Here is a 21,243-nt window from a genome sequence, read left to right as displayed (position 1 = left end):
CCTCCCCTCAGCCCGCGGCCGCGGCGACGTGGCGGCACAGGACGTCGGCGAGCGTGTCGATCTGCGCCTCGGTGATCACCAGCGGCGGCGAGAGCACGATGCTGGCGCCGGACGCGCGCACCACGACGCCGTCCGCGCGGCAGCCCGCCTGCACCGGCGCGGTGGGCGTGGCGCCGTCGAACTCGATGCCGAGCATCAGGCCGACACCCCGGACCTCGCGCACGTGCGGCAGCCGCGTCAGCGGTTCGAGCCGCTCCCGCAGCCGCGCGCCGAGGACGCGGGCCCGCTCCAGGAGGTTCTCCCGCTCGATGATGTCGAGGTTCGCCAGCGCGACCGCCGAGCCGACGGGGTGGCCGTTGTAGGTGAAGCCGTGCAGGAAGGTCGCGCCGTCGGCCAGGTCGAGCACCCGCTGTCCGATGAGGACCGCCCCCATCGGGATGTACCCGCTGGTGAGGCCCTTCGCGAGGACGACCATGTCGGGTTCGATGCCGAAGTGTTCGCTGCCGAACCAGTGCCCGGTGCGCCCGAACGCGGTGACGATCTCGTCGACGATCAGCAGGATCCTGTGGCGGCGCAATACTTCCTGGACGCGCGGCCAGTAGCCCTCGGGCGGCGGCACCATGCCGCCGACGCCGAGGACCGGCTCGCCGATGAACGCGGCGATGCGGTGCGCGCCGATCTCCTCGATGCGCCGTTCCAGCTCTTCGACGAGCCGGTCGGTCGCGTCCGGGCCGTGCTCGAGGCCGTGCGGCTTGCCGAGCCACTCGACGCCGGGGACGAGCGGGCCGTACCCGGCGCGCAGGCCGTCGATCCCGGTCGCGGCCAGCGATCCGCCGCCCATGCCGTGGTAGCCGCCGGTGCGGGCGAGGATCACCGTGCGCTCGGGCGAGCCGGCGTGGTGGTGGGCCAGGCGCACCAGCTTGATCGCCGTCTCGTTGCCCTCGGAGCCGCCGTTGGTGAGGAAGACGCGCTCGAGCCCGGCGGGCGCCAGCGACAGCAGCCGGTCGGCGAGCCGGATCGACGGGACGTTGGAGTAGTCGCCGAAGGACGAGTAGAACTCCAGCCGGCCGATCTGCTCGGCGGCGACGGCGGCCAGCTCGGCCCGGCCGTGCCCGATCGGGCACTGCCACAGGCCGCAGGTGCCGTCGATGTACTGCCGTCCTTCGGTGTCCCAGAGCAGGGCGCCTTCGCCGCGGTCGAGGACGAGCGGCTCGGCCGGGGCACCGATGACGGTGTGGGGGTGGATGAGCCGGCGCCGGTCGAGGTCGGCGAGCTCGGCGGTAGGCAACGCGGGCGCGTCGGTCGTGGTGGTCACGGGATTCCTTTCGCAGCGGGTCAGAAGCGGAGGGCGACGGCTTTGGCCTCGGTGTAGGCCTCGATGCCTTCGCTGCCGCCTTCGCGTTCCTGGCCGGAGTTCTTCTGCCCGCCGAACGGCAGCTCCGGGCGGACCGGGGCGGGGTCGTTGACGCCGATGACGCCGAAGTCCAGCCGCTCGAGCGCGCGCCAGACGCGGCGCAGATCGGCGCCGAAGACGTAGGCGGCCAAGCCGTATTCGGTCGCGTTGGCGAGATCGACGGCTTCGTCGTCGTGGTCGAAAGCCGCGACGGCCAGCACCGGGCCGAAGGTTTCTTCGCGGGAGATCAGCATCTCGGGCGTCACGTCCGCGAGGACCGTCGGCTCGAAGAAGTGCCCGCGCAGCGTGGAATCGTCGGGTTCCCACCGGCTTCCGCCGACGACGAGGCGCGCGCCGCGCTCGACGGCGTCGGCGACCTGCCGCTCGACCTTCGCCAGGCCGGCCGCGTCGATCAGCGGGCCCACGGTGACCCCGTCGGTCTCCCCACGGCCGACCCGCAGTGCGACCGTCTTCTTTTCGACCAGGGCGAGCAGGTCGTCGTGGATGCTTCGGTGGACGTACAGCCGGTTGAGCGCGGTGCAGCTCTGCCCGGCGTTGAAGAACTTCGCCGTCACCAGACCGGCCGCGGCGGCTTCGAGGTCGGCGTCCGCGAAGACGATCGCCGGCGAGTGGCCGCCCATTTCCAGCGACGTCCGGCGCAGCACGGCACCGGTGCGCCGCAGCAGGCCGAGACCGACCTCGGTCGAACCGGTGAAGCTCACCTTGCGCAGGCGGCCGTCGGCCAGCAGCGCGTCGACCAGCTCGGCCGGGCGCGAGGTGGTCAGCGACTGCAGGACACCGGCGGGAAGCCCGGTCTCCTGCAGGATCTTCAGCAGCGCGGTGGCGATCAGCGGAGTCTGCTCGGCGGGCTTGGCGATCACCGGGCACCCGGCCGCCAGCGCGAGCCCGACCTTGCGCAGCAGCATGCTGGCCGGGAAGTTCCACGGCGTGATCGCGAGCACCGGCCCGACCGGGCTCCGCAGCACCAGCCCGGGGCCCGCCGCGCTCGACGGCGTCACCCGGCCGTTCGCCCGCCGCCCCTCTTCGGCGGCCCATTCGAGCATCCGGGCGCCGTTGAGCAGCTCTCCCCTGGCTTCGGCCAGCGGCTTGCCGTTCTCCCAGGTGAGCAGCCGGGCCAGATCCGCGCTCCGGGCCCGGATCTCGGCGGCGGCCGCGCGGAGGTGGCCGCCGCGGGTCTCCGGATCCGTGTCGGCCCACCCCCGGAAGGCAGCCGACGCGGCGTCGAGCGCGGCACGAGCGTGCTCGGCCCCGGCGTCCGACGCGGACCCGATCGGCTCGAGGCTCGCGGGGTCGACGACGTCGAACTCCGGGCCGTCGGCGATCCAGTTCCCGTCGACCAGCAAAGTCGCGGCAGCGGTGACTGACATCCGAACACCTTTCCCATCCGTGGTTTCCGGCCACGAAGTCTGAACCGCCACTGTTGACTAAGTCAACACCTGAGCGACGAAAATTCCGGAATCTTCACCGAGCTCCGAGTTCCGAAAATAAAAAGGCGGCCGCCACCCGTCTCCCCATCGGAGACGAGCGGGCGACCGCCGTTTTTTCAGCGGGCGACCGGGTGGTCCGCTGCCTCGAGGAGCATCCGCAAGGCGTCGAGCGCGGCACCGGGATCGGCCTCAGGATCGGCCACCTGGTGCAGGAACATGCCGTCGAGGGCGTAGTAGACGAGTGCCGCCAGCCCCTCGGGCAACTCTTTCCCCGCGGGCGCCAGATCCTTGGCCACGGCCGCAAGATAACTGTCGTAGAGGCGCCGGACAACGGGACGCAACTCTTCCCGAACCCGCGATTCCACGACCAGCCGATATTGGAAAACCTGAATGTCGGCGCTTTCGGTGAATCGTTTGCGGACATTCGCGCCGTCGGCGAAAACACCTGTCCGCGCACCGAGCAGACCGTTTGCGCTGCTTTCTTCGAGCACCCAGTCGAGCGACGACCGCAGCAAGTCGTCGAGCGAGGCGAAGTGGTGCTGAACGGCCCCGGTGGTGACCCCGGCCGCGGCGGCGACGGCCCGGTAGGTCAGGCCTCGAACTCCTTCCCGGGCGACAACCTCGACAGCGGCCTGCTGCAGCGCCCGCTTCCTCTCTTCGGGGGCCCGCCGCCCCTTGCGGCTCGACGTGCGACCCACCTCCTCCGGCAGTAGGAACATTACAAACGTAATCTAGCCAGGTCAAGCCCCCTCCGCAGCCTGGCGCCTCTCGTCCTGCGGCCGTAGCTCACTCCCCGGCCGCTGGGAAGGCACGACGGCAGCGCACCGGCCGGTCGCCACGGTCCTGGTGAACCCGGGCGGCTCGTCCGCCTCCACCGATCCTGCCTGGCGCAGGTGGCCGAGACCGTGGTGCGCAGCAGTTCCGCCTGCAACTCGCACGTCCGCCCGTCACCTTCGGTGACCACGCCGTCCTACTCGGCATCGGCATCGGCATGACCTGGACCGCCGCCCTCCTCCGCATCGACACGGCACCCCTGGGCCTGAGCGTCCTCGCCCCGCTGCCGCGCTGGCCCTGGCGCGCACCAACCGACGTGCCGAGCTGACCAGCCCGCCCGCAGCTCGAGCGCCCCAAGGACTCCCCATGCCGAACACCTATATCCCATCGCACCTTGACCAGGCACTCTTCGGCGCACCGTTCATCGTCATCGACGCTGCCAACAACGCCCACACGATCGCCCACCGCCTCGACGACGCCGTCGACATCCTCAACACCGCTAGGGCCTGTATCGAAGTCGTCTCCAGGCAAGTTGAGCTGAGGTTGGTGCTGTTGGGCGTGTCGGTGGCCGAGATGGGTGAGGTCTCCGGTAGGTGGTTCGTCGACCAAGAAGAGCCTGAACACCGGAGACCTCGTGGACACCCTAGCGGTGGCGGGGCGGTTTGACCTGACCGACGAGCAGTGGGCAGCGCTGGAGCCGTTGCTGCCGGCACCGCCGCGGCCGGCTCGGCCGTCGTTGTGGAGCAGACGGCAGCTGATCGACGGGATCCGGTGGCGGGTGCACACCGGCGCGCCGTGGCGGGACATGCCCGCAGGGTATGGATCCTGGGCCGCGGTCTATGGGCTGTTTCCGGCGCTGGCAACGTGCCGGTGTCTGACAGCAGTTTCTGACCGCGTTGCAGTCCGCGGCTGAGGCAGCCGAGCGGATCACGTGGACGTGAGCGTGGATTCCACGATCGCGCGAGCGCATCAGCATGCCGCGGGTGCGCGGAAAAGGGGGATCTGCAGGCCGAGCCGCCGGGCGGGGTCACCGTCGAGCCGGAGGATCACGCGTTGGGCCGGTCTCGGGGCGGGCTGACCACGAAGCTGCATCTGGCTGCGAGCAGGGACAGAAGCCGTTGTCGATCGTGCTGACCGCCGGCCAGCGTGGCGACAGCCCGCAGTTCATCCCGGTCCTGGCCGGGATCCGGGTGCCCCGCCCGGGTGGTGGCCGGCCGCGGACGCGTCCTGATCGGGTGCTGGCGGACAAGGCCTACACCTCGAAAGCCAAGCGGGCTCACCTGCGCAGCCGCGGGATCAAGGCGACCATCCCGAGCAAGACCGACCAGGACGCACACCTCAAAGCCAGCACCCCCGTTGCCTCGCGGTCGCCGACGTCGTGTGCCCGCACCTCGCGCGCGCCTCCACCCGCTACACCTACGCCGAGGTGACCCGCCTCGACCTACTGGCCGACGGCCGACCGCTGGGCCCGCCACGCCCCGGCGCCGCCGACAACGACGATGTCCTCTGGGTGCCTGCGTGGACCGCGCCCGCTCATGCGCCAGCTTCAGCCGACGGCGCACGAAGGCAAGTTGAGCACGACCGTCGGCCAGATACAGCGAGCTGCAGCGTAGAGCGCTGAAACTCGTACCCGCTGTCACCGATCAGGGTGTTCAAACGCAGCAAAGTTGGGCTTGCCGGGTTACCGTCGAGCCAGGCGATGTTCCCTCGACCTCGGTAGGCCGGCTATGACTGCGCGTGCCACCTCTCGCGTGCCCGACTGGATCACGCCGATGCTGGCCAAGCCCGACGGCGGCCGGCTACGAGCTGGCCCGGAGTGGGCGTATGAGTACAAGCTGGACGGCTACCGGGCCTGCATGCAGATCGCCCCCGACGGCACCACGGTGCTCACCAGCCGCAACGGGATCGACTTCACCCACGAGTTCGCCGACCTCGCCGGCGTCCTCGCCCCTGCCCTCGACGGCCGAGCGGCGGTGCTCGACGGCGAGATCGTCGTCTACAACGACGCCGGCCAGATCGAATTCGGGCTGCTGCAGGAGCGCCGCGGCCGCTACCAAACCCACCGCAGCTCCCCGCGCCGCGACCAGCCTTTCGAGGATGTTCCAGTCCGGTTTCTCGCCTTTGACCTGCTGCAGCTCGACAGCACGTCGCTGCTGCGCCAGCCGTACAAGGAGCGCCGTGTCCTGCTGGCCGGGCTGGCGATGCCGGACCCATACCGGATCTCCGTCGTACGGCAGTTCACCTTCACCGAGCTGGCTGCCGATCGCCGCACCCCGCAGGACTTGCTGGATCACGTCGCCGCGACCGGCCACGAAGGACTCGTCGCCAAGCGCTTGAGCGCACCGTACGTGCCGGGCAAGCGCCCGGACAACTGGTGCAAGCACGCCCTGATCCAGACCGCCGAGGTGATCATCTGCGGGTGGCGACCGGGGCAGAACCGGCTCTCAGGCAGTCTGGGCGGTCTGTTGCTTGGTGGCCACGACCCCGACACCGGCGACCAGGTCTACATCGGCGACGTCGGCACCGGCTTCAGCGAAGCCGAGCGCGCTCGCCTGCTCGCTCAGCTTGAAGAGCTCGAGCAGCGCAAACACCCCTTCGCGGCCACACCGCCGCGGGAGGACACCGCACGTTTCGCGATCCGTGGGGTAATACTGTGTCCGAGACCGAGTTGATCTATAACCCCACCCTGAAATTTGCCACGGACCTGCAGCTTGACTGAGAAGCCCAACCGCGACGCGGGAGATTTCTCACGTTTACGTGTTCAAAGGGGGACTCCAACACATGTTCGCAGCATCCCTGCAAATCCCTGCACAGGATGCGTGTTCATGCGACAGAGCATAGCGCCGTTCCTCGGCCAGATGCCAGCAGTCTGGTCTAGCCGGACCGAATTCACACGGCAACCCGATCACAAGCGCAGTAACAGCTCTGGTGTCGGGTGCGACATGGAGTGTCGTGAACGTCCAGCCTTCTCGAGCGAGCGGGGCCGCCAGGCGCGACTGTCTTTGTCCGTCCGGAGTGAGTTTCCAGGTGAAGTGTCGTGGCGCATGACGGCGGGGCGGTGCACTGGTCGATTGTCGCAGTGGATGTCGAAGGATTCGGTGCTCGCCAGCGCACCGACACCGACCGGCTCGACGCGCGGAACGGGATGCACCGTGCCTTGAGGGAGGCGTTCGGCACCACCGGAGTGGAGTTGTCGCGTGCCACATCGATCGCAGCAGTGACGGCTCGCGAAGAGCGACAGTTGACCACTCAACCGGAGCTCGTTAGCTCTTCGGCGAGATTTCGATGAACGCGGTACTTGTCGCGTTCAAGGACGGTTTGGTACATGACACCGAACTGATCAGCGTGCTCGATCGCTCGACGTGGAAACCCAGGCCAGCCAGAAACAGATTCTTCACCCGGTGTGCTGACGCGGGCCTTGAAGGCAATGACCGCGGACGGCCTGCTCGCCCCGGCACCAAAAAGCCCGACGTCGTTCCACCGTCCATCGAGTACTCCTTCAGGCCAGCGACCGATGAGGCATTCGAAGCGACGTAGCCATGGTCGGCCGGGCGACCCGGCGCGCCGATCTCGTCGCGCCCAGTCGCGCCGCCAAGACCAAGCAAACACCTGACAGAACCGGTTCCGGTCACTCCGAATGGGTGACGAGGTAAGGCAACAGCTCATCCCTCCCACTCCAGACGTCGTCATCAAGAGCGTGGACATGCACCTCGACGCCGGCTTGGCAACACCGTTCGAACGCGGCCATGTCGTCGTTGTTCCACACGCCATCGGTGATCAAGTGCAAATGAAACTCACCCAGACGGGGCGTGACGCGGCCGACCAGGTTCAACCATTGGTCGACCGCTTCGCCGAGATCTTGCGATCGTTTGCCCGGCTCGAAGTCGAGGCGCGAATTCTTGATCTCACGCGACGTCAGCTTCCAAATTACTCTCAACTGCGGCGGCCCACCAAAGGTGCCGAGGAAGAGCAGATCGGATCGCAAAATACTCTCGAAATGCTCTCGAGACAGACCATCGATCTGCGTCCGCGCCAGCTTCTCCAGATAGTCTTGGGCACCACGCTTCGGCATGCTGCCGCTGACGTCGACCATGACCCAGGTGATGCGCAGTCTCGGGAGCTCCCGCCATAGTTCCTTCAACCACAGCCTGGTCTCCACGACAGAACCGGTGCCTGGCGCGGCCGCCTCGGCGACCCCGATCGACGTGGCGCCCACTTCTTGGACCTGCAGGCGATCGGCTCCGGTGACCGGGAAGTACGACATGCCGAGGATACGCCGTGGCCGCCATTCTAGAAGCGGAAAGACGGCACTTTTGAACTCCTGTGGCCCGTAGTCGGCGCGTGCTTTGACTTCGACCGCGAGCAAGACCGGTTCGACAGCCGAGCCGGGCGCAAAGGGATTACCGCTTCGTTCAGCCAGGGTGACGAGCATCTCGGGACGATCGCGCGTGCCGTCGAACAGACCCGCGGGTGGGGATGACTCGTGCTGGTAGTAGCAACGAATTTCGCTGCTTTCAATCGATTCGGCTGTTGCGATAGGAGCCGGATTCGTCGACCCGGCTTTGAGGTTCCATACGCCGTCAACGAGGACCGGCGTCCAGTCGCGGGTGCCATAGCTGTCGAGGACGACGCTCAGCGTCCACAACTCGAACACCTGCCATCGAGCTTTCCAGTAGGGCAGCTCAAAGAAACTCTTCAACTGGTGGACGGTGACTTCACGGAAGCAGCCGGCGAGATCCGGCAGTCCGCGACGAAGATAGTCGGACACGTAGTCCCGATCGTGAGGACATGTATTCCCGCCATCCTGTCGCGCGGTCACAGTTTCGACCAGCCCGGGCAGCCTATCGGCAAAGGAGGAAAGGTCGTCGCGCGCGGCGTGCTGTGGTGACAGTGCGATCGAGGCGGACGCTGCGCGAAGAAGCCTCTCAAGTCGGCTAAAGTCTCCCGCCGTGCTGGGGCGACAGGTCTGACAGCGCGCGGCCTTCGTGACGTCACCGGTCAAGCAAGAAGGCTTCCAATGAAAGTCGTGCAGGGAGAAGATCGGGCTTCCCGACGGGAGCAGTGCGAGATCGAACTCCGTCGCCGACACTTCTTCGAGGACTTTCCTCTCGTATGCCTCGTAACGAGCAGGATCGAGGTCCATCGACCGTAGCTGTGCATCCGTCACCCGCACGGTGAGGTTTGCCGTCGACTGGACGCCGCCCAGCTTCCCGAGCCACTCGTACAGTTCACGCACCATCGCTGCCACCGGCGCGATCGCCGCGGTCAAGGCGGCGAGGACTTCGCCAGGCGGTACTGACCTCAACGCTGACGCCAGCTCGTCACCGGGGGCAATGTCGAAGCGTTTCCGCAGGTCATCGGCCAGCTCGGTTTCACCCGATGAGTCGCCGAGCTGGAGTACGGCCAGCAGATCGTCGACGGACGCGAACTTGGTCATGCACAGACCCTGCCAGAGGAGCAGGCACCGTAGGTGAGCGCCTGCAGCCGACGCCTCACCAGCTGGAATTCGAACGCCAGCTTTGCCCGTCGGCTACTGAGGTGGCCCAGGTGATACCGGTCGGCCTGCTCGACGACCCCACCGTTACGACCGGAGCAGCAGCTGCAACCTTCGATGATGGGCCGCCACTACACGGCCTGCACGCCATATGACCGGCGATGCGGCTCGACGCAAGCGAACACGAGGAGGCAATCTTTCGTGGTAACGAAACGCTACGACAACGGGTGTACTCGGGCAAATATGCGCCAGCCGAATAGGCGACAGTACCAGCAGCACTCGAGCTGTATCGTTCACAGCTCACTTGATCCAAATTCGCAAGATTGCACTGATGACTGCTACAACGACGCCCGTCATCAACGCACCACCACCGAGGTTCCTTCCCAAACGGATAACTCGGGTACGCGGAGATCGATTCTTGAAACGAGCAGCGGGCAGAAACTGAGTTTCTGGAATCGGACGGTCGGACACCACCGCAGCGACGAGCTCAGCAATGTAAGAACCTAGGATCGGACGCCGTCGCTGGTCGGCGGGCGACTCAGCGAACCATAACAATACCTCTCCAACAGTCCCCCCCAAGGTGTTCGAACGTCCCATCACGAGAGCCGTGTCACGTGTCAATGCCCAAGCGACCCCAGAGACCCGGCGCCGACGATGGACTGAGTCCTCCACGAAGCGTGCGAGGGGCATATGAGCTGAAGTTCTAGTTGTGCGTGAGTCGAGTATGACGACCAAACGGGCACACCGAGCGATCGATACCAGTAGTCTCAGCCGCGGCGACCTACTCGGCAGAGCGAGGACAAGCGCGATGGCTCCCGCGAGTTCGGCGATCAGAGCAGTCCCACGCTGGGTTGAGTCCGATACCGGCTTCGCGAACCACGACTGGACTGCCACTCCCGCTGCAAGCAAGGCCACAAGCCCGAGCGCCACTGCAAGCCCTTGGCGCGTCGCAGCTCCATAGATAACCCTCCTGTCTTTCTTCGACACACCACTGTCCGACAGGAAGCGCAGCTCTTGCGGCAGGGGCGGAAGAGCCAATAAAAATAGAACCTTACTGAAGGGGTACCGACCGTAAGCGTTGACCAGAAAAGAAACAATAGGCAGCACGATGGCGTCGCCACGTGCCCACCATTTGACCAAGCGCTCCCGCAGCAGCTTCGCCTCGGAGGAGACTGGAACGCCAGCTGACTCCACCGCCGACGCCGAGACCTCCATGCCTTCGACGCTGCCGTTACCTTGACGCTTCCCAGTCAAGGTCGCCTCGTCGCTCGCCTCCCCATTTACCCTCCGCACTCAGTTTCCTCTCGGCTTGACCAGCACTACTTCGGCGCGGCTGCCCAGTGTGTTACAAAGCCAGCAAAACTTGGATTACCGCGGCACACACCAGCGACTTGTCTCGGCATCGCACACCCACGAAGTCGGTCCTTAACCTCAGCCACATCGAGCGCAGTCCAACTTCGCAGCCATGTCGCACTCCCCGCAACTGGAACAGATGTAGACGCGAGCTCGCGCCCAGCAGGGTTCGGCGAAGACGTTATGGGAGAGCTGTTTCTCCACGACTTGGGCGGGGCCTCCTGTCAGGTCACGGGCTTCGGGTGCGGTGAGGACGGGATACCGGTCGCCGCAGGACCGGCACAGCCGTGTTTCCCACGTGCCGCCGCAATGTTCGCACTCGCAGCGATACGTCGAGTCTCGACGGCCGGTCAAGGTACGACTCGGGTATCTCGCGGGCTTTCGACACAGCGGGCATTCGGTGATCCCGCGCAGATCGTCGACCGCCGCGGTGAGCTCCATCTCCAGCCGATCGCGACGTTCGTCGTCGCCAGCTCGACGTCGGTTGCCAGTCGCCTCGGTCAAGGCGATGCCGATCTCGTGACGAATCCGCGCTTCTTGGCCGCGGTCGGGGATCTCTTGGACCTCGACCCCCGAAGAAGCCTCTCGAAGCCAGGCGAAACGGCGGCCGAACTCAGCCGCCTCGACAGTGGTCGTCCCGACCCGCGGTGGGTAGCCGAGGTACAGCCGACGATCGACCGCCCACCGCACAGCCCGGGCGATCCGGCTGGAACTGTCGATCTCGAGTGGGCTGACCGGGACAACGGCACAAACCCCATGGCCGGGTGTTCGGTAATGGTGCGCCTTGCGCTGCAGGTCAGCGGACAGTCGCAACCGCTCGTCGAGCAGGCCAGGGTAGACGATCACGATCGGGACGTCGTGATCCTCGGTCCCTCGGCCGACAGCGTCGAGCATCCGGCGCACCTCGTGAGAGTCTGTCACTGCTGTGAGACACTGCGGGACCGGGACGATTCGAACGGCGGGAACTGCGCGGACGAGCAGAGTGAGTGCCCCGTCCAGCCCCAAGTCCAGGCCTATCCGGCTGCCACCGCACTCGAAGGCCTCGACGAGCGCACCGATCTGCGGTGCGGGCGCGTCAACGATTGGCCGCAAGCCGAGGAGATCCAGGCCTTGGACGACGAGGGCACCGACGAAAAGGTCAAATCCTTCAGACCACTTCGCCGCTGCGCTGATGCCGTGTTCGTCCGCGCCCCCAGAGCGGCCGTGGCCGGTCCAGCTTCCCACAGTTCGCCGCACCGGCGGTAGTGGGTGTCGTTTACGAACAAGTTAGTCGGGGGTACACGCGGGCCAGGATTGAAGGTGCGCCTGACCGCGGTCCGCAGCGGGCTGTGCATCAACCCCGCAAGACTGGCTCGCAGGCTCTCCGCTTCTCGACGAGCAATGTCGAGGGCGACGTCGATCTGGCCTTCTGCGAAGAGCTTACCTACCTGCGTGAATGCAGGGCTCCGGCTGCGCCAGCCACGGTCACTCGCACTGTCGAGGAGTTCGTGGACGGCGTCGATCATGGATCTGATCCGCCTCAGTTGCGCCACTCGGTTCGTTGCGTACGCCCAAAGCTCGTCGAGCATCTTCGCGATGACGCGGTTCTCGACCAGCTCATGGTCGGCAACCGTAAGCGGGCCGAGCAGGCGGCTGGGCAGCACGCCGTCCCGACTGCGCGCGGCCCAGTTTTCACTGTGCTGGGCCAGGTGGCTGATCGTGCGCGACGAGACTCGTCGGACGGCGCTGACCGGCATCAGCTGATGCTCGGAGCGAAGCCGATCGTGGGGTGAACGGCAGACGGCCACCAGGTGCCCCAGATGCGTCTTAAGCCGTGCCTCGATGGGGTGCGGCCGCAGTGCCCCGTGCACGTCGGCTGCTACCACCAGCGGGGAGACTTCGCGCCATGCCGCAAGCGACGGGCCGGCGTCCCGCAGCCGGGCTGGGAAGCGGCTGATGTATCCCAGGACGGCCTCGTCCGCCGGGCCACGGATGTCCGATGCGTCCCCGCCGGGCAGTTCGATGCCGGCGTCGACGACCGGCGTCCACCCTCCCACCTCGGACTTCCGGCCGTACCGGCCAGCAAGGACGCCAGTCGCCTGGGCGTCGCTCCAGCGGCCAGTGACCTTGTCGTAGGACCCGTTCACCACTGCCCGCGATCCCGAGCCTCGGTGTCAAGCAGGCGCATGGCGTCCGTGGGCTCCCACGGGTCGCCGCCGAATCCAGTCCATTCCAGCTGGATGTGCTCCCTGAGGGACTTGAGCCTGTCGGCGCGGATCTCGACACGGCCCCGGAGCTTGCGCAGCAGCTTGGTTGCGACGAACTGGTCGGCGGCTTCGCCAGTACTCCCACCTGCAGCGATAACCACCGGGACGAACCGCTCGAGCTGCCGGACGGTGCGCGGCCCCAGCGTGATGCCGAACTCCTCGCGAGTGTAATCGGCGACGCCTTCGAGAAAGCTTCGTGCCCGCTCGACTTCGCCGCTGTGCACAGCGATCGCCTGGTCGAACGCTCGGGTCAGCGCCTGGGTCGCGAAGGGCGCGACCGGGCTGACCTCCTCGGCCGCGAAGCGGTCCGGTCGTTCGGGCAGTTCCGTGACGTAGGACCGGTCGTAAGTCTTCTCGGCGAACGCCACCGTCGTCTCGTCCTGGTTGGCCGTCCCGATGAACCAGACGTTGTCTGGGACGACGAGCTTGTGTCCCTCCACCAGCAATCGAGGTGCCGGCTCCACACGGGCGGTCATCAAGTCGAGAGTTCTGCGCTGCGGGGTCCCGGAGAACGGGAGCTCGAGAATGTGCAGCAGCTCGCTGAAGTACTGCTCGGGATGCGAAAGGTTCATCTCGTCGAGCACGATGAAGAACGGCTTCCTCGCGTGCTGGGGCTGTTGTGCACGGTAGAGCGCCTTGGTGAAGGCGCTCTCGTAGAAGCGGCGTTCGAAGGGGTTGTAATACCCCATCAGATCTTGCGGGCTTCGCCATTCGGCGGCCACTGGCACGACTTCGCAGCCGGCCCCGATCACGGCCGCGAAGTCGCGCGGGAGGCTGGTCTTGCCGATCCCGCTCATGCCCTGGAGCAGGTGGAGCTTGCTCATCGCCATCCCGCCGAGGAAGCACCTTAAATCATGCGGCGAGAAGTAGCGACCGCGGGCGGCGATGTGATGACTGATCCGGTGCACCAGGTCGACGAGTGGTGGAGCGATGTTCGGAAGCGGTGGTGGGAGCTGCAGAGCCTGGTCGTCGTCCATCCGGCGGCACTCCGGGAACGGTGACCGGCCTTCCTTGCTCTGCTGGAACTGATCTACTTCGAGCCGGAGCGCATCGTGCTCCGTCTTGAGCACGTCGTAACGCGCCTTCAGCGACTCGGTGACCAGGCGGTTGGTGTCCCGCTCGGCCACGCTGATCTTGTTCAGCGCCGCGTCCCGCTGCAACTCCGCGACGCGCCGCACCAGCTCGCTCCGCTCTGCTTCCAGATCCCCGACCCGGCGGACCATCGCATCGTACCGTTGCTCATCGAAGGGGCTGACGACCTCCGCCGCCCGCTGGAGCCGTTCGTTCTCCACTTGTAGCCACCCTAAGCGCTCAGCGGCGCGAACCGGGTCGCCGAGCGCGACGGTGGCTGCGCGCAGCTGGTCGATCTCCTCCTGACGTTGCCGGGAAAGGGTGTCCAAGGCCTCGAACTTCGACTTCCAGCCGGCGACCTCGTAGGTCAGCTTGTCGAACTCGGCGCGGTAGTCTTCTTCCAGAGTCAACCGTTGGTCGAGCTCTTGTTGCCGGAGCACCTGTTCCTGGGCGCCGGCCTTAAACTCGGCTCGGCGCACCTCCGCCAGTCGGGTGTTGAGCTCGGTTTCCGTCTTGAGCAGGAGGTCCTCTCGCTCGGCGAGCCTGGCTTCAATGCTGGCGATCCGCTGGCTTGCTGCCCGATCGCGCTCCGCCAGCATCTCTTCGAACTCAGCGAGCCGTCTCGTGCGGCGTTGCTCCCACGACGCGCGAAGGTCGTCAAGCTCCTCTTCGAGCTTTCCCAGCCGTGCCTCCCGCAAAGCGGTGAAGCCGGATTCCGCTTCGCGGGCCTGGTCGGCCAGCCTGGTCTCCAGGGCTTCCAGCCGGCTCCGCTCCTCGGCGAGAGCACGCCGTTCGTCGGCGACTTCCGCCTTGTCGGACTGCAGCGTCGCGCGATCCGCTGTCAGGCGTTCTTCTGCTTGGGCGACCTTCGCGCTCTCTTGCTCCCATTTCGCCTGCCTGCGCTGAGCGATGGAATGGGCTTGCCGCGCGGCGTCGAGCGCGGCGCGCAACGTGACCGAGTCTGCTTCGGCGGCGGGCGTCTGCGGCACCGTGTGGTCGTCAACAGCCGGTACGCCCTGGGCGCTGGCCAGCAGGCTCTCCTCGGCAGCGAGTTCGGCGGCTTGACGTACCAGCGCGGCGGTGTCGGTCCCGGCAGGTCGCAGGTTCGGCCGACGCCGGGCTGCCGCGCCCTTTCGTTGGTTGTTCTTGCCCACTGTGGGCGGCTCCTTCAGTCGTTCTCCGGCGGGAGAAGCAATGCTGTCCTGGCTGCTTCGGTAGCGAGCTGCACGCTCCACTCGGTCGTGCCGAGCGTCCGATCCGATCTCTGTCCGTGGGCGCTGTCATTACGCAACGGCCCGAGAGCAAGGAGGTCGGTGAGTAGTTTCGGCCAACGTCTCGCGAGGTCGGCCAGGGGATGGTCACGCCGGTGCGGACTGACCGGGTCTGCAGCGCTGACGATCGACCAACACATCAGCTCCCAGGTCGTCGGGTGTTTGGTCACCCGGCCCCAGTCCCGGCCCAGGGTGCTCCCGAGTGCGGATTTGTATTGGGGAACGGGCAGCTGGTCGAAGCCGAGCCGAATGGCCAGCGTTTCGAGCACCTCCCAAGCCTGCTGGCGGTCCGCCCTCTCCGCCGGGGCCGCGAGTGGCGCACCCGACCAGTCCGCTGGCGGCGGATACAGCTCGACGAGCCTGAGCAACAGGTACTCGTACATGCGGAATGTCACGACGCGGACGCTTTCGGCGGCCGCATCCGATGCCGGGCCACCGGCCTTTTCGTACACATCCTTCAGCAGGTTGAGGGTGTGCGGATGGGTGAAGAGGCCTTCGCCAAGCCGGTTCACCAGCTCTTCCTCGACGTGATCCGCCCAACTGACGGTCGCATCGCGCAAACGCTCCTGCAGTTGCTTGCCCTTTTCGGCCCGAGCCGCTTCGAACCACGCGGCGAACCGCTGGTCGGCGCGACCCCGGGCGCGCATCAGCTGCCGCAAAAAGAAGCTCGGCCCGAGTCCAAACGGATCAGGCGGGAGCCCGTCGTCGGCCGGCGAGCCGCTGACGTCCAGCGAGCAAAGCAACAGTTCGTGCCGCGCCTCCCCGATCTCCACGACCCGGTGGACCTCCGGAAGGTATTCGAATCGTTCCTCAGCCGACAGGTCGTCCTCGCCGTAGACATCGAAGAGCTCGTGACCGTTCTCCTGCGTGCTTCCCCCGTGCCGGGAGACGGCCTGCCGGTGCTGGGCAAGAGCGTTGATGATCGCCTCAGGCTCCGGGGTTCGGTCTCCCGGGTCTGTGCAGGCGACCGCCGTCGCAGTGACGATCCGCGGCGACCCGCTTTTACCCAGTCGTACGGCGACCAGGTCGTCGAGGTGCGAGTCGACGCGTTGGTACCGCAGCTCCTTGGCGGAGCGAGGGAAGAGCTCACCCGAGAAAACGTCTTGGAACACGTGGGTGACCACCAGCTCCGCGCTCTCGGCCAAGCGGCCGCTCTGGTGCACCCGGCGGCCCTCGTCGGTGAGCCCTCTGGCCCGGTCGAGGCGGCGTCCGTCGACCAGCTGGGTCACGATGTGCTCGCACAACTCGACGTGCAGGCCAGTGTGCCGTGCGAGGTCGTCGCTGCGGCGAACGCCGGCCGCGCACAACGAGAGCACCACCTTCTCGAAGACGTCGATCTTCCGGACGGCCTGAACCGGGGCGACAACTCGATAGATAAGCACTGGCCAGAGCAGGAACTCGGACTCGGCTTCCGGCGGAACATGGTAGACGAGGACACGGTCAGGCACCGGCACGGTTCACCTCCGCCCGCCGGATGCGTCCGGCCACGTTCTCGTGGCAGATCCGCCAGAAACTGGTCAGCCGCTCAGCGTCCGGGGACGCGGTCAGGGGGTCGGCCATCGCATCGTCGCCGACCACGATCAACAGCTTTTTCTGTCGGCTCGTCGCCACGCAGAGCCGGTTCGGCACGAGAACGTGGCCATAGGCGCGCCGTGCGTCCGCGGGGTCGCCGGAGCGGGTCAGCGACAGCAGAACCACGTCGAACTGCTTGCCCTGGAAGGCGTCCACCGTCCCGACTTGGAGCCGCTCGACCCGCTCCCCCGCGCCGTTCCGGCCGGCGGCTCCGAGCGGCACCCATCCGCCATCAGTCTCCTCCAAGAGATTGCGCTTCGTCAGTTCTTTCCGGATCAGCTGAACCTGCGCGCTGTAGAAACTGACCACCCCGAACGTGAGGTCGGGTTCGGCCGCCAGCAGCCGCTCCAATTCGGCTGCGACGACGCGGGCTTCGGCGGGACGGCTCTTGCTAGCTCCCACTGATTCCTCCGGCCCATGTGCCTTCGGAACGCTCAGCCATGCCGCACAGGTTCCCTCATAGCCGGGGAGCCCGTGCCTGAACTCCTCCGCCGGCCGCGGTGACTTCAGCTTCGACTCGTAGAAGTTGTCGCTGACGTACCGACCGAGCACCGGGTGCATGCGGTATTGGGCGTCGAGAGTCCACGCACGGGGCGCCTCCTCGGAACCGAACATTCGGAACAACCGCTCGAACAGGCTTTCCTCGAGTAGTCGCGCCCATTCCGGCTCCCGGGTACGTAGTTCCCGGTCGACATCGGGCTCCAGCATGTGCGGCAGCTGCTTGTGATCCCCCACCAGCACTACCCGACGCGCGGCCATAGCCAGCGGGATGATCAGGTCGAGCGGGTTGGCCCTGGCCGCCTCGTCGACGATGACGGTGTCGAACGTGACCCGTTCGCTCCCGCCGTCGAGACCACCACGCTTGGCGTCCCGGATCTTCGGCGAGTCCGCCTGCTGACAGGTCGTTCCCAGCGATGTCGTGTAGAAGCCGAGCGTGGCCAGCACCGATCCGGGGTCACTTCCGAGGTCTTCGAGGTAGTCAAGCAGCGCGGTCTGCACCCCGTGTGCCGTTGTCCGTGCCCGCTCGTCCAAGTCGATCCGCGCGTCGCGCAGCAGCACCACCACGTCTTCACGAACGGTGGGCCGGACCAGTCCGCGAGTCGTCCCAGCCAAGAGATCCAGCAACCTTCCCCGCGCCTCGGCGAGCTCGTCGAGGAACTTCGGCGCACCGTCCCCGGTCCATGCGGCCGCGCGTTCGACGAGGTCCAACACGTCGGCACCAACTTCCGCCACCTCGGCCTCGCCGAGCAGCACCGAGAGCTTCGCCGCGGTCAAGGGTCCGTCGTCCGCGAATGAAACAGGCAAGACCCGCAAGCCGCGCACGGCACGGCGCAGGCTCTCCCGGCGAGGTGACGCGTCGAACGCGGCCGCCTGCCGGACTGCGGTCAGCTTTGCGCAGAGATCGTCGAGGCGATGGCGCACCTCGTCCGAAAGGAGACCGGCGGTTCGGCTCCGAAGATCGTCGAGCATCACCGCCGTGTCGGCGGCATCGAGCGGTGAGACGCGGTAAGCCGTGGCCGCACGCGAGACAGCTCGCTTTGCAACAGCCAGTCCGTCGTCGCCCCCTTCGGACAGCCGGGCGCGCAAATGGTTCTCGGTGGTTCGCCGCCACGACTCAAGGTGCACGGTCGAGCCGCGGTCACGCGAGTCGATCTTCAAGGCGGGGAGATCCCACACCTTGCTGCGCTCGACGAGGTTGTCGACAGCGGCGTGCTGGTAGCTGGTGAGCATCATGCTTCGGCTCACCGTGGCAGTGGACCGCCCGAGCTCGGCCAAACGCACCTGGAGCGCAGCGATCAACTCGGTCTTCCCGGTCCCCGGCGGTCCTTGGATGACCGCGAAGTCGGGCGTATTGACCGCGATGTCGAGGGCGACCCGCTGGGCGTCGTTGAGCTTGCCGTCGAAGAACCGCAGGACGCCCGCACTCACCGCGTTCTCACGGTGACGGCGTGGCCCGCGCAGGGGGCTGCCCTCCAGCACTCCCAGCAGGTGCGGCATGGGGGTCAGACCCTTCCGGATCCGGTCAATCGCATGCTGACGACGTTGCAGCCGTCGATAGTCACCCCGGTAAGACCGGAAGAGGAAGCCCTGTCGCGGGGCCTCTGCGGTGTCCAGCTCACCCGCACGGTCAGGCTGCTGGAGCATCTTGAGTTCGACGACGCCTCGCGCGAGGTCGACGCGCAGCACCTCGCCGACCTGTCCACGCTCACCGAGCTCGTGGTCGAGCAACCCGTCTGAGGTGCCGACCGCCGCGCCTCCGAGGACCGGTGGCTTCACGGCACTCGCTTCCAACTGCACCCGGCCAGTGGTTTGGTGGGCCAGGTGGTGCAGCAACGTTTGGCCGCCCTGCTGCTCGACGGTGAACTGGGCGAGGCCGCCGCCGGCGTCCAGCCAGCGCCACGATCTGTAAGTCAGGCAGCCCAGCGCATGGATCTCCCGCAGCGCCTGCTCGTTTTCCAGCCGCTGATACTCCTCCCAACGGCGCACGAAAGACTGACCAGGCGCGGCATCGCCCAGCCGTGCCAGCCTGGCTCGTAGGTCTTCTCGCAGTCTGGCCGCCGTGGACCGGTCCACCAGCTTCAGATCGACGTGCACCAGGACCAGTTCGGACAGTTGACCGGCGCCCACCCGCCGAACCCTCGTGATCCACCACTGGCCGTCGACCTGGTCGAGGAATGCCTCGAAGTCTCGACCGCGCAGGCGGCACGGCTCTGGTGCCCCCAGCTCGGCCGACGGCAGCGCCACGGCCACAACCCGAGCGGCGGCAGGCCCGCCTGGCGCCGCGGGCAGCAGCAGCTGCTCGGACAACCACACAACCGGGTCCTGCCCCTTCAGGTCACCGGCAAGGCTGCGCAGACTGTTCAGCGCGGCGTCGGTGACGCCTGCTGTCATCGGTTCCCACAGGTGGGTCTGCCGGTACCGGTGCGCCCGGACCAGGAGCCGGTGTCCGGCGCCCGCTTCGGTAGTCACCTTGTGCACGATCGCGATCGACGAGCCCATCACGGTGCGGAGGCGGTCTTCCGACTCGCGGTCGACGGCGCGTGCGGGCCACTCAGCAAGCAATTCACCGTCTGCTGCGTAGAGCGCCGCGTCCATGATGCCGCTACGCTCCCCCAGCAGGATTTCGCCGTGGCGCGCCCGGCTCGCGGATAGCCGCTGGTCCGGGCCGGTGATCCAGAAGAACTCGGGCGGGCCGCTGAGGTTCTCGGAAAGGGTCACCGGCGTTCCCTTGGGTTGCGGCTGATGCTCAATATCCGGTGCACCTGATCCGGCCGACCGAACCGGACGTCCCAGAAACCCGCTTCGCCACGCGGTAGCAAGCGCTCTTCCGACCGCTTCAGCTCCAGCGACCGCGAACCGTCGCGGTCGACGAGGCCGACTCGCTGGTGTCCGGTGCGCCGAACCGTCACGTCTCCCCCGACCTGCCAATTCACCTCGGCGACTGGAGACGACGGATCCACCGGCTGCCCCGCCGGCCCCGGATCGAGTAGGGCCAGCGCCCGCCGTGCGTCGACAGACACGGGCCCGCCGGGAGCGAGGACGATGGTGTGGCATGGCACGGCCGGATCACCCTTGGATGCATACGACGGCAGCCGCGTGAGCAGGGCGGCAAAAAGCAAGACTGGTCTCCCAACCGAACACCACGGGCACTTCTCCAGGAAGGCGTAGCCGGTGATCCCGCAGCCGGGGCAGGGAATGGTGAAGTCGGCGGCGCGGATGAGCTCGTCCCGCCAGTCCGCGGCGGCAGGGCGCGCCTGCGAGTTCGTGAGACCGATCTCGAAGGCCCTGCCGGCTAACCGACGCAGCCCACCGGTGAGCACCCAGTCACGCTTGAGTCCGGAAGTCGCCCGGTTGCGATCGTCGGCGGGGTCATCCACCCACGGAAGAGCACCGGAATAGGCCTGCGCCTCAAGGCCCGGATCGTTCCGGACCGCGGCGCCCACGAACGGATGGACAGCGACGAGCACCCGGAACACGACCAGAGCCAGCGAGAACAGGTCGCTCAGCGCGTCGTTGGGACGTTCCCCCCGGACGACCTCCGGCGCGCCGTAGCCGGGAGTGAACAGCCCGGTCGCCGAATGGTCTGACTCGACGGTCACGTTGTCCGGGTCGATGAGCCAGACGTGGTCGTACGACGCCGACCGCGGCACGAGGACGTTTGCAGGCGAAAGATCGCAGTACGCCAGCGCTCGCGCGTGTAGACGATGCAGGGCGTCGGCAGTGTTCGCGAGTACCGTGAGGCGGCGTCGCAGGCCACCGGTGTCCCGGTACCACTGTCGCTGGTCCAAGCCGCGCGGCGGCACGAACAAGGTCTTCAGTGACACCATTTCTTCGAGTAGTTCCATGACGTAGCCTGACGGCCCGTCGAGGATCGCCTGAGGCTTGGCAAGGGGAATTCCGCGCAGGTCGGTGCGGGCGATGCGGCGCAGCCGGGCCTGCAGTTCCTCGCGCGTCGCCCGGTCAGCGTGGTTGAGGAACTTGGCCGCCAGCCTGCCGCCTTGCAACGACCAGACCTCGCCCTGGCCACCACGACCGATTTCCTCGCGCAGCACGAACTCATTCTGAAGCTCGTCACGTACGCGTAGACCGGACGCGGGCGTGAAAGACGACACGTCCGTGA

At 67.0% G+C, this 21,243-nt stretch carries 14 protein-coding genes; 4 read left to right on the top strand and 10 right to left on the bottom strand.

The genetic code is table 11. The features are described 5' to 3' along the window. Positions 1–7: 7 nt before the first annotated feature. From ACZ4TR_RS48465 to ACZ4TR_RS48455, 3 genes are all read right to left on the bottom strand, one after another. Positions 8–1,315 carry an aminotransferase family protein gene (locus ACZ4TR_RS48465; RefSeq protein ID WP_465295924.1) on the bottom strand — a complete coding sequence of 436 codons (1,308 nt, stop codon included), beginning with the start codon at positions 1,313–1,315 and terminating at the stop codon, positions 8–10. Between the two features lie 20 nt (positions 1,316–1,335). Next, positions 1,336–2,781: an NAD-dependent succinate-semialdehyde dehydrogenase gene (locus tag ACZ4TR_RS48460; protein WP_465295922.1), complete on the bottom strand. Its 1,446-nt coding sequence runs from the start codon at positions 2,779–2,781 to the stop codon at positions 1,336–1,338. Positions 2,782–2,957: 176 nt separating this feature from the next. Next, positions 2,958–3,560: a TetR/AcrR family transcriptional regulator gene (locus ACZ4TR_RS48455; protein ID WP_465295920.1), complete on the bottom strand. Its 603-nt coding sequence runs from the start codon at positions 3,558–3,560 to the stop codon at positions 2,958–2,960. A gap of 421 nt (positions 3,561–3,981) precedes the next feature. Between ACZ4TR_RS48455 and ACZ4TR_RS48450 the strand changes: the two genes are divergently transcribed. From ACZ4TR_RS48450 to ACZ4TR_RS48435, 4 genes are all read left to right on the top strand, one after another. Beyond that, entirely contained in the window at positions 3,982–4,281 is a 300-nt protein-coding gene (locus ACZ4TR_RS48450; RefSeq protein ID WP_465295918.1) for a hypothetical protein, read from the top strand. Continuing rightward, a complete protein-coding gene (locus ACZ4TR_RS48445) occupies positions 4,193–4,528 on the top strand; it encodes a transposase (RefSeq protein ID WP_465295916.1) in 336 nt (111 codons plus the stop codon). Before ACZ4TR_RS48450 ends, ACZ4TR_RS48445 begins: the two co-directional genes overlap by 89 nt. A gap of 214 nt (positions 4,529–4,742) precedes the next feature. Further along, positions 4,743–5,045 carry a transposase gene (locus ACZ4TR_RS48440; RefSeq protein WP_465296046.1) on the top strand — a complete coding sequence of 101 codons (303 nt, stop codon included), beginning with the start codon at positions 4,743–4,745 and terminating at the stop codon, positions 5,043–5,045. A 321-nt stretch (positions 5,046–5,366) separates the two neighbouring features. Beyond that, positions 5,367–6,287: an ATP-dependent DNA ligase gene (locus tag ACZ4TR_RS48435; RefSeq protein WP_465295914.1), complete on the top strand. Its 921-nt coding sequence runs from the start codon at positions 5,367–5,369 to the stop codon at positions 6,285–6,287. 956 nt (positions 6,288–7,243) lie between these two features. Here the strand turns inward: ACZ4TR_RS48435 and ACZ4TR_RS48430 are convergent. The 7 genes from ACZ4TR_RS48430 to ACZ4TR_RS48400 form a co-directional block, all read right to left on the bottom strand. Further along, positions 7,244–9,052, bottom strand: a complete 1,809-nt coding sequence (locus ACZ4TR_RS48430; protein ID WP_465295912.1) for a vWA domain-containing protein — start codon at positions 9,050–9,052, stop codon at positions 7,244–7,246. A gap of 1,488 nt (positions 9,053–10,540) precedes the next feature. Next, on the bottom strand, positions 10,541–11,356 hold the full coding sequence (locus tag ACZ4TR_RS48425; RefSeq protein WP_465295910.1) for a hypothetical protein: 816 nt from the start codon (positions 11,354–11,356) through the stop codon (positions 10,541–10,543). A 119-nt stretch (positions 11,357–11,475) separates the two neighbouring features. Next, a complete protein-coding gene (locus ACZ4TR_RS48420) occupies positions 11,476–12,588 on the bottom strand; it encodes a DUF2357 domain-containing protein (RefSeq protein ID WP_465295908.1) in 1,113 nt (370 codons plus the stop codon). Beyond that, positions 12,585–14,933: an AAA family ATPase gene (locus tag ACZ4TR_RS48415; protein ID WP_465295906.1), complete on the bottom strand. Its 2,349-nt coding sequence runs from the start codon at positions 14,931–14,933 to the stop codon at positions 12,585–12,587. Before ACZ4TR_RS48415 ends, ACZ4TR_RS48420 begins: the two co-directional genes overlap by 4 nt. Before the next feature lie 14 nt (positions 14,934–14,947). After that, positions 14,948–16,504 (bottom strand): hypothetical protein, encoded by a 1,557-nt coding sequence (locus tag ACZ4TR_RS48410; RefSeq protein WP_465295904.1) that lies wholly within the window; start codon positions 16,502–16,504, stop codon positions 14,948–14,950. Beyond that, positions 16,491–19,841, bottom strand: a complete 3,351-nt coding sequence (locus ACZ4TR_RS48405; protein ID WP_465295902.1) for a DEAD/DEAH box helicase — start codon at positions 19,839–19,841, stop codon at positions 16,491–16,493. The genes ACZ4TR_RS48410 and ACZ4TR_RS48405 overlap by 14 nt, the downstream gene beginning before the upstream one ends. Next, positions 19,838–21,175, bottom strand: coding sequence for a protein kinase domain-containing protein (locus tag ACZ4TR_RS48400; protein ID WP_465295900.1), 1,338 nt, complete (start codon positions 21,173–21,175; stop codon positions 19,838–19,840). The genes ACZ4TR_RS48405 and ACZ4TR_RS48400 overlap by 4 nt, the downstream gene beginning before the upstream one ends. Positions 21,176–21,243 lie beyond the last annotated feature (68 nt).

The organism is Amycolatopsis sp. NPDC028719 (assembly GCF_055565395.1).
The sequence above is the reverse complement of the archived record's forward strand: the minus strand, read 5'-3'. Positions and strand labels throughout refer to the sequence as shown.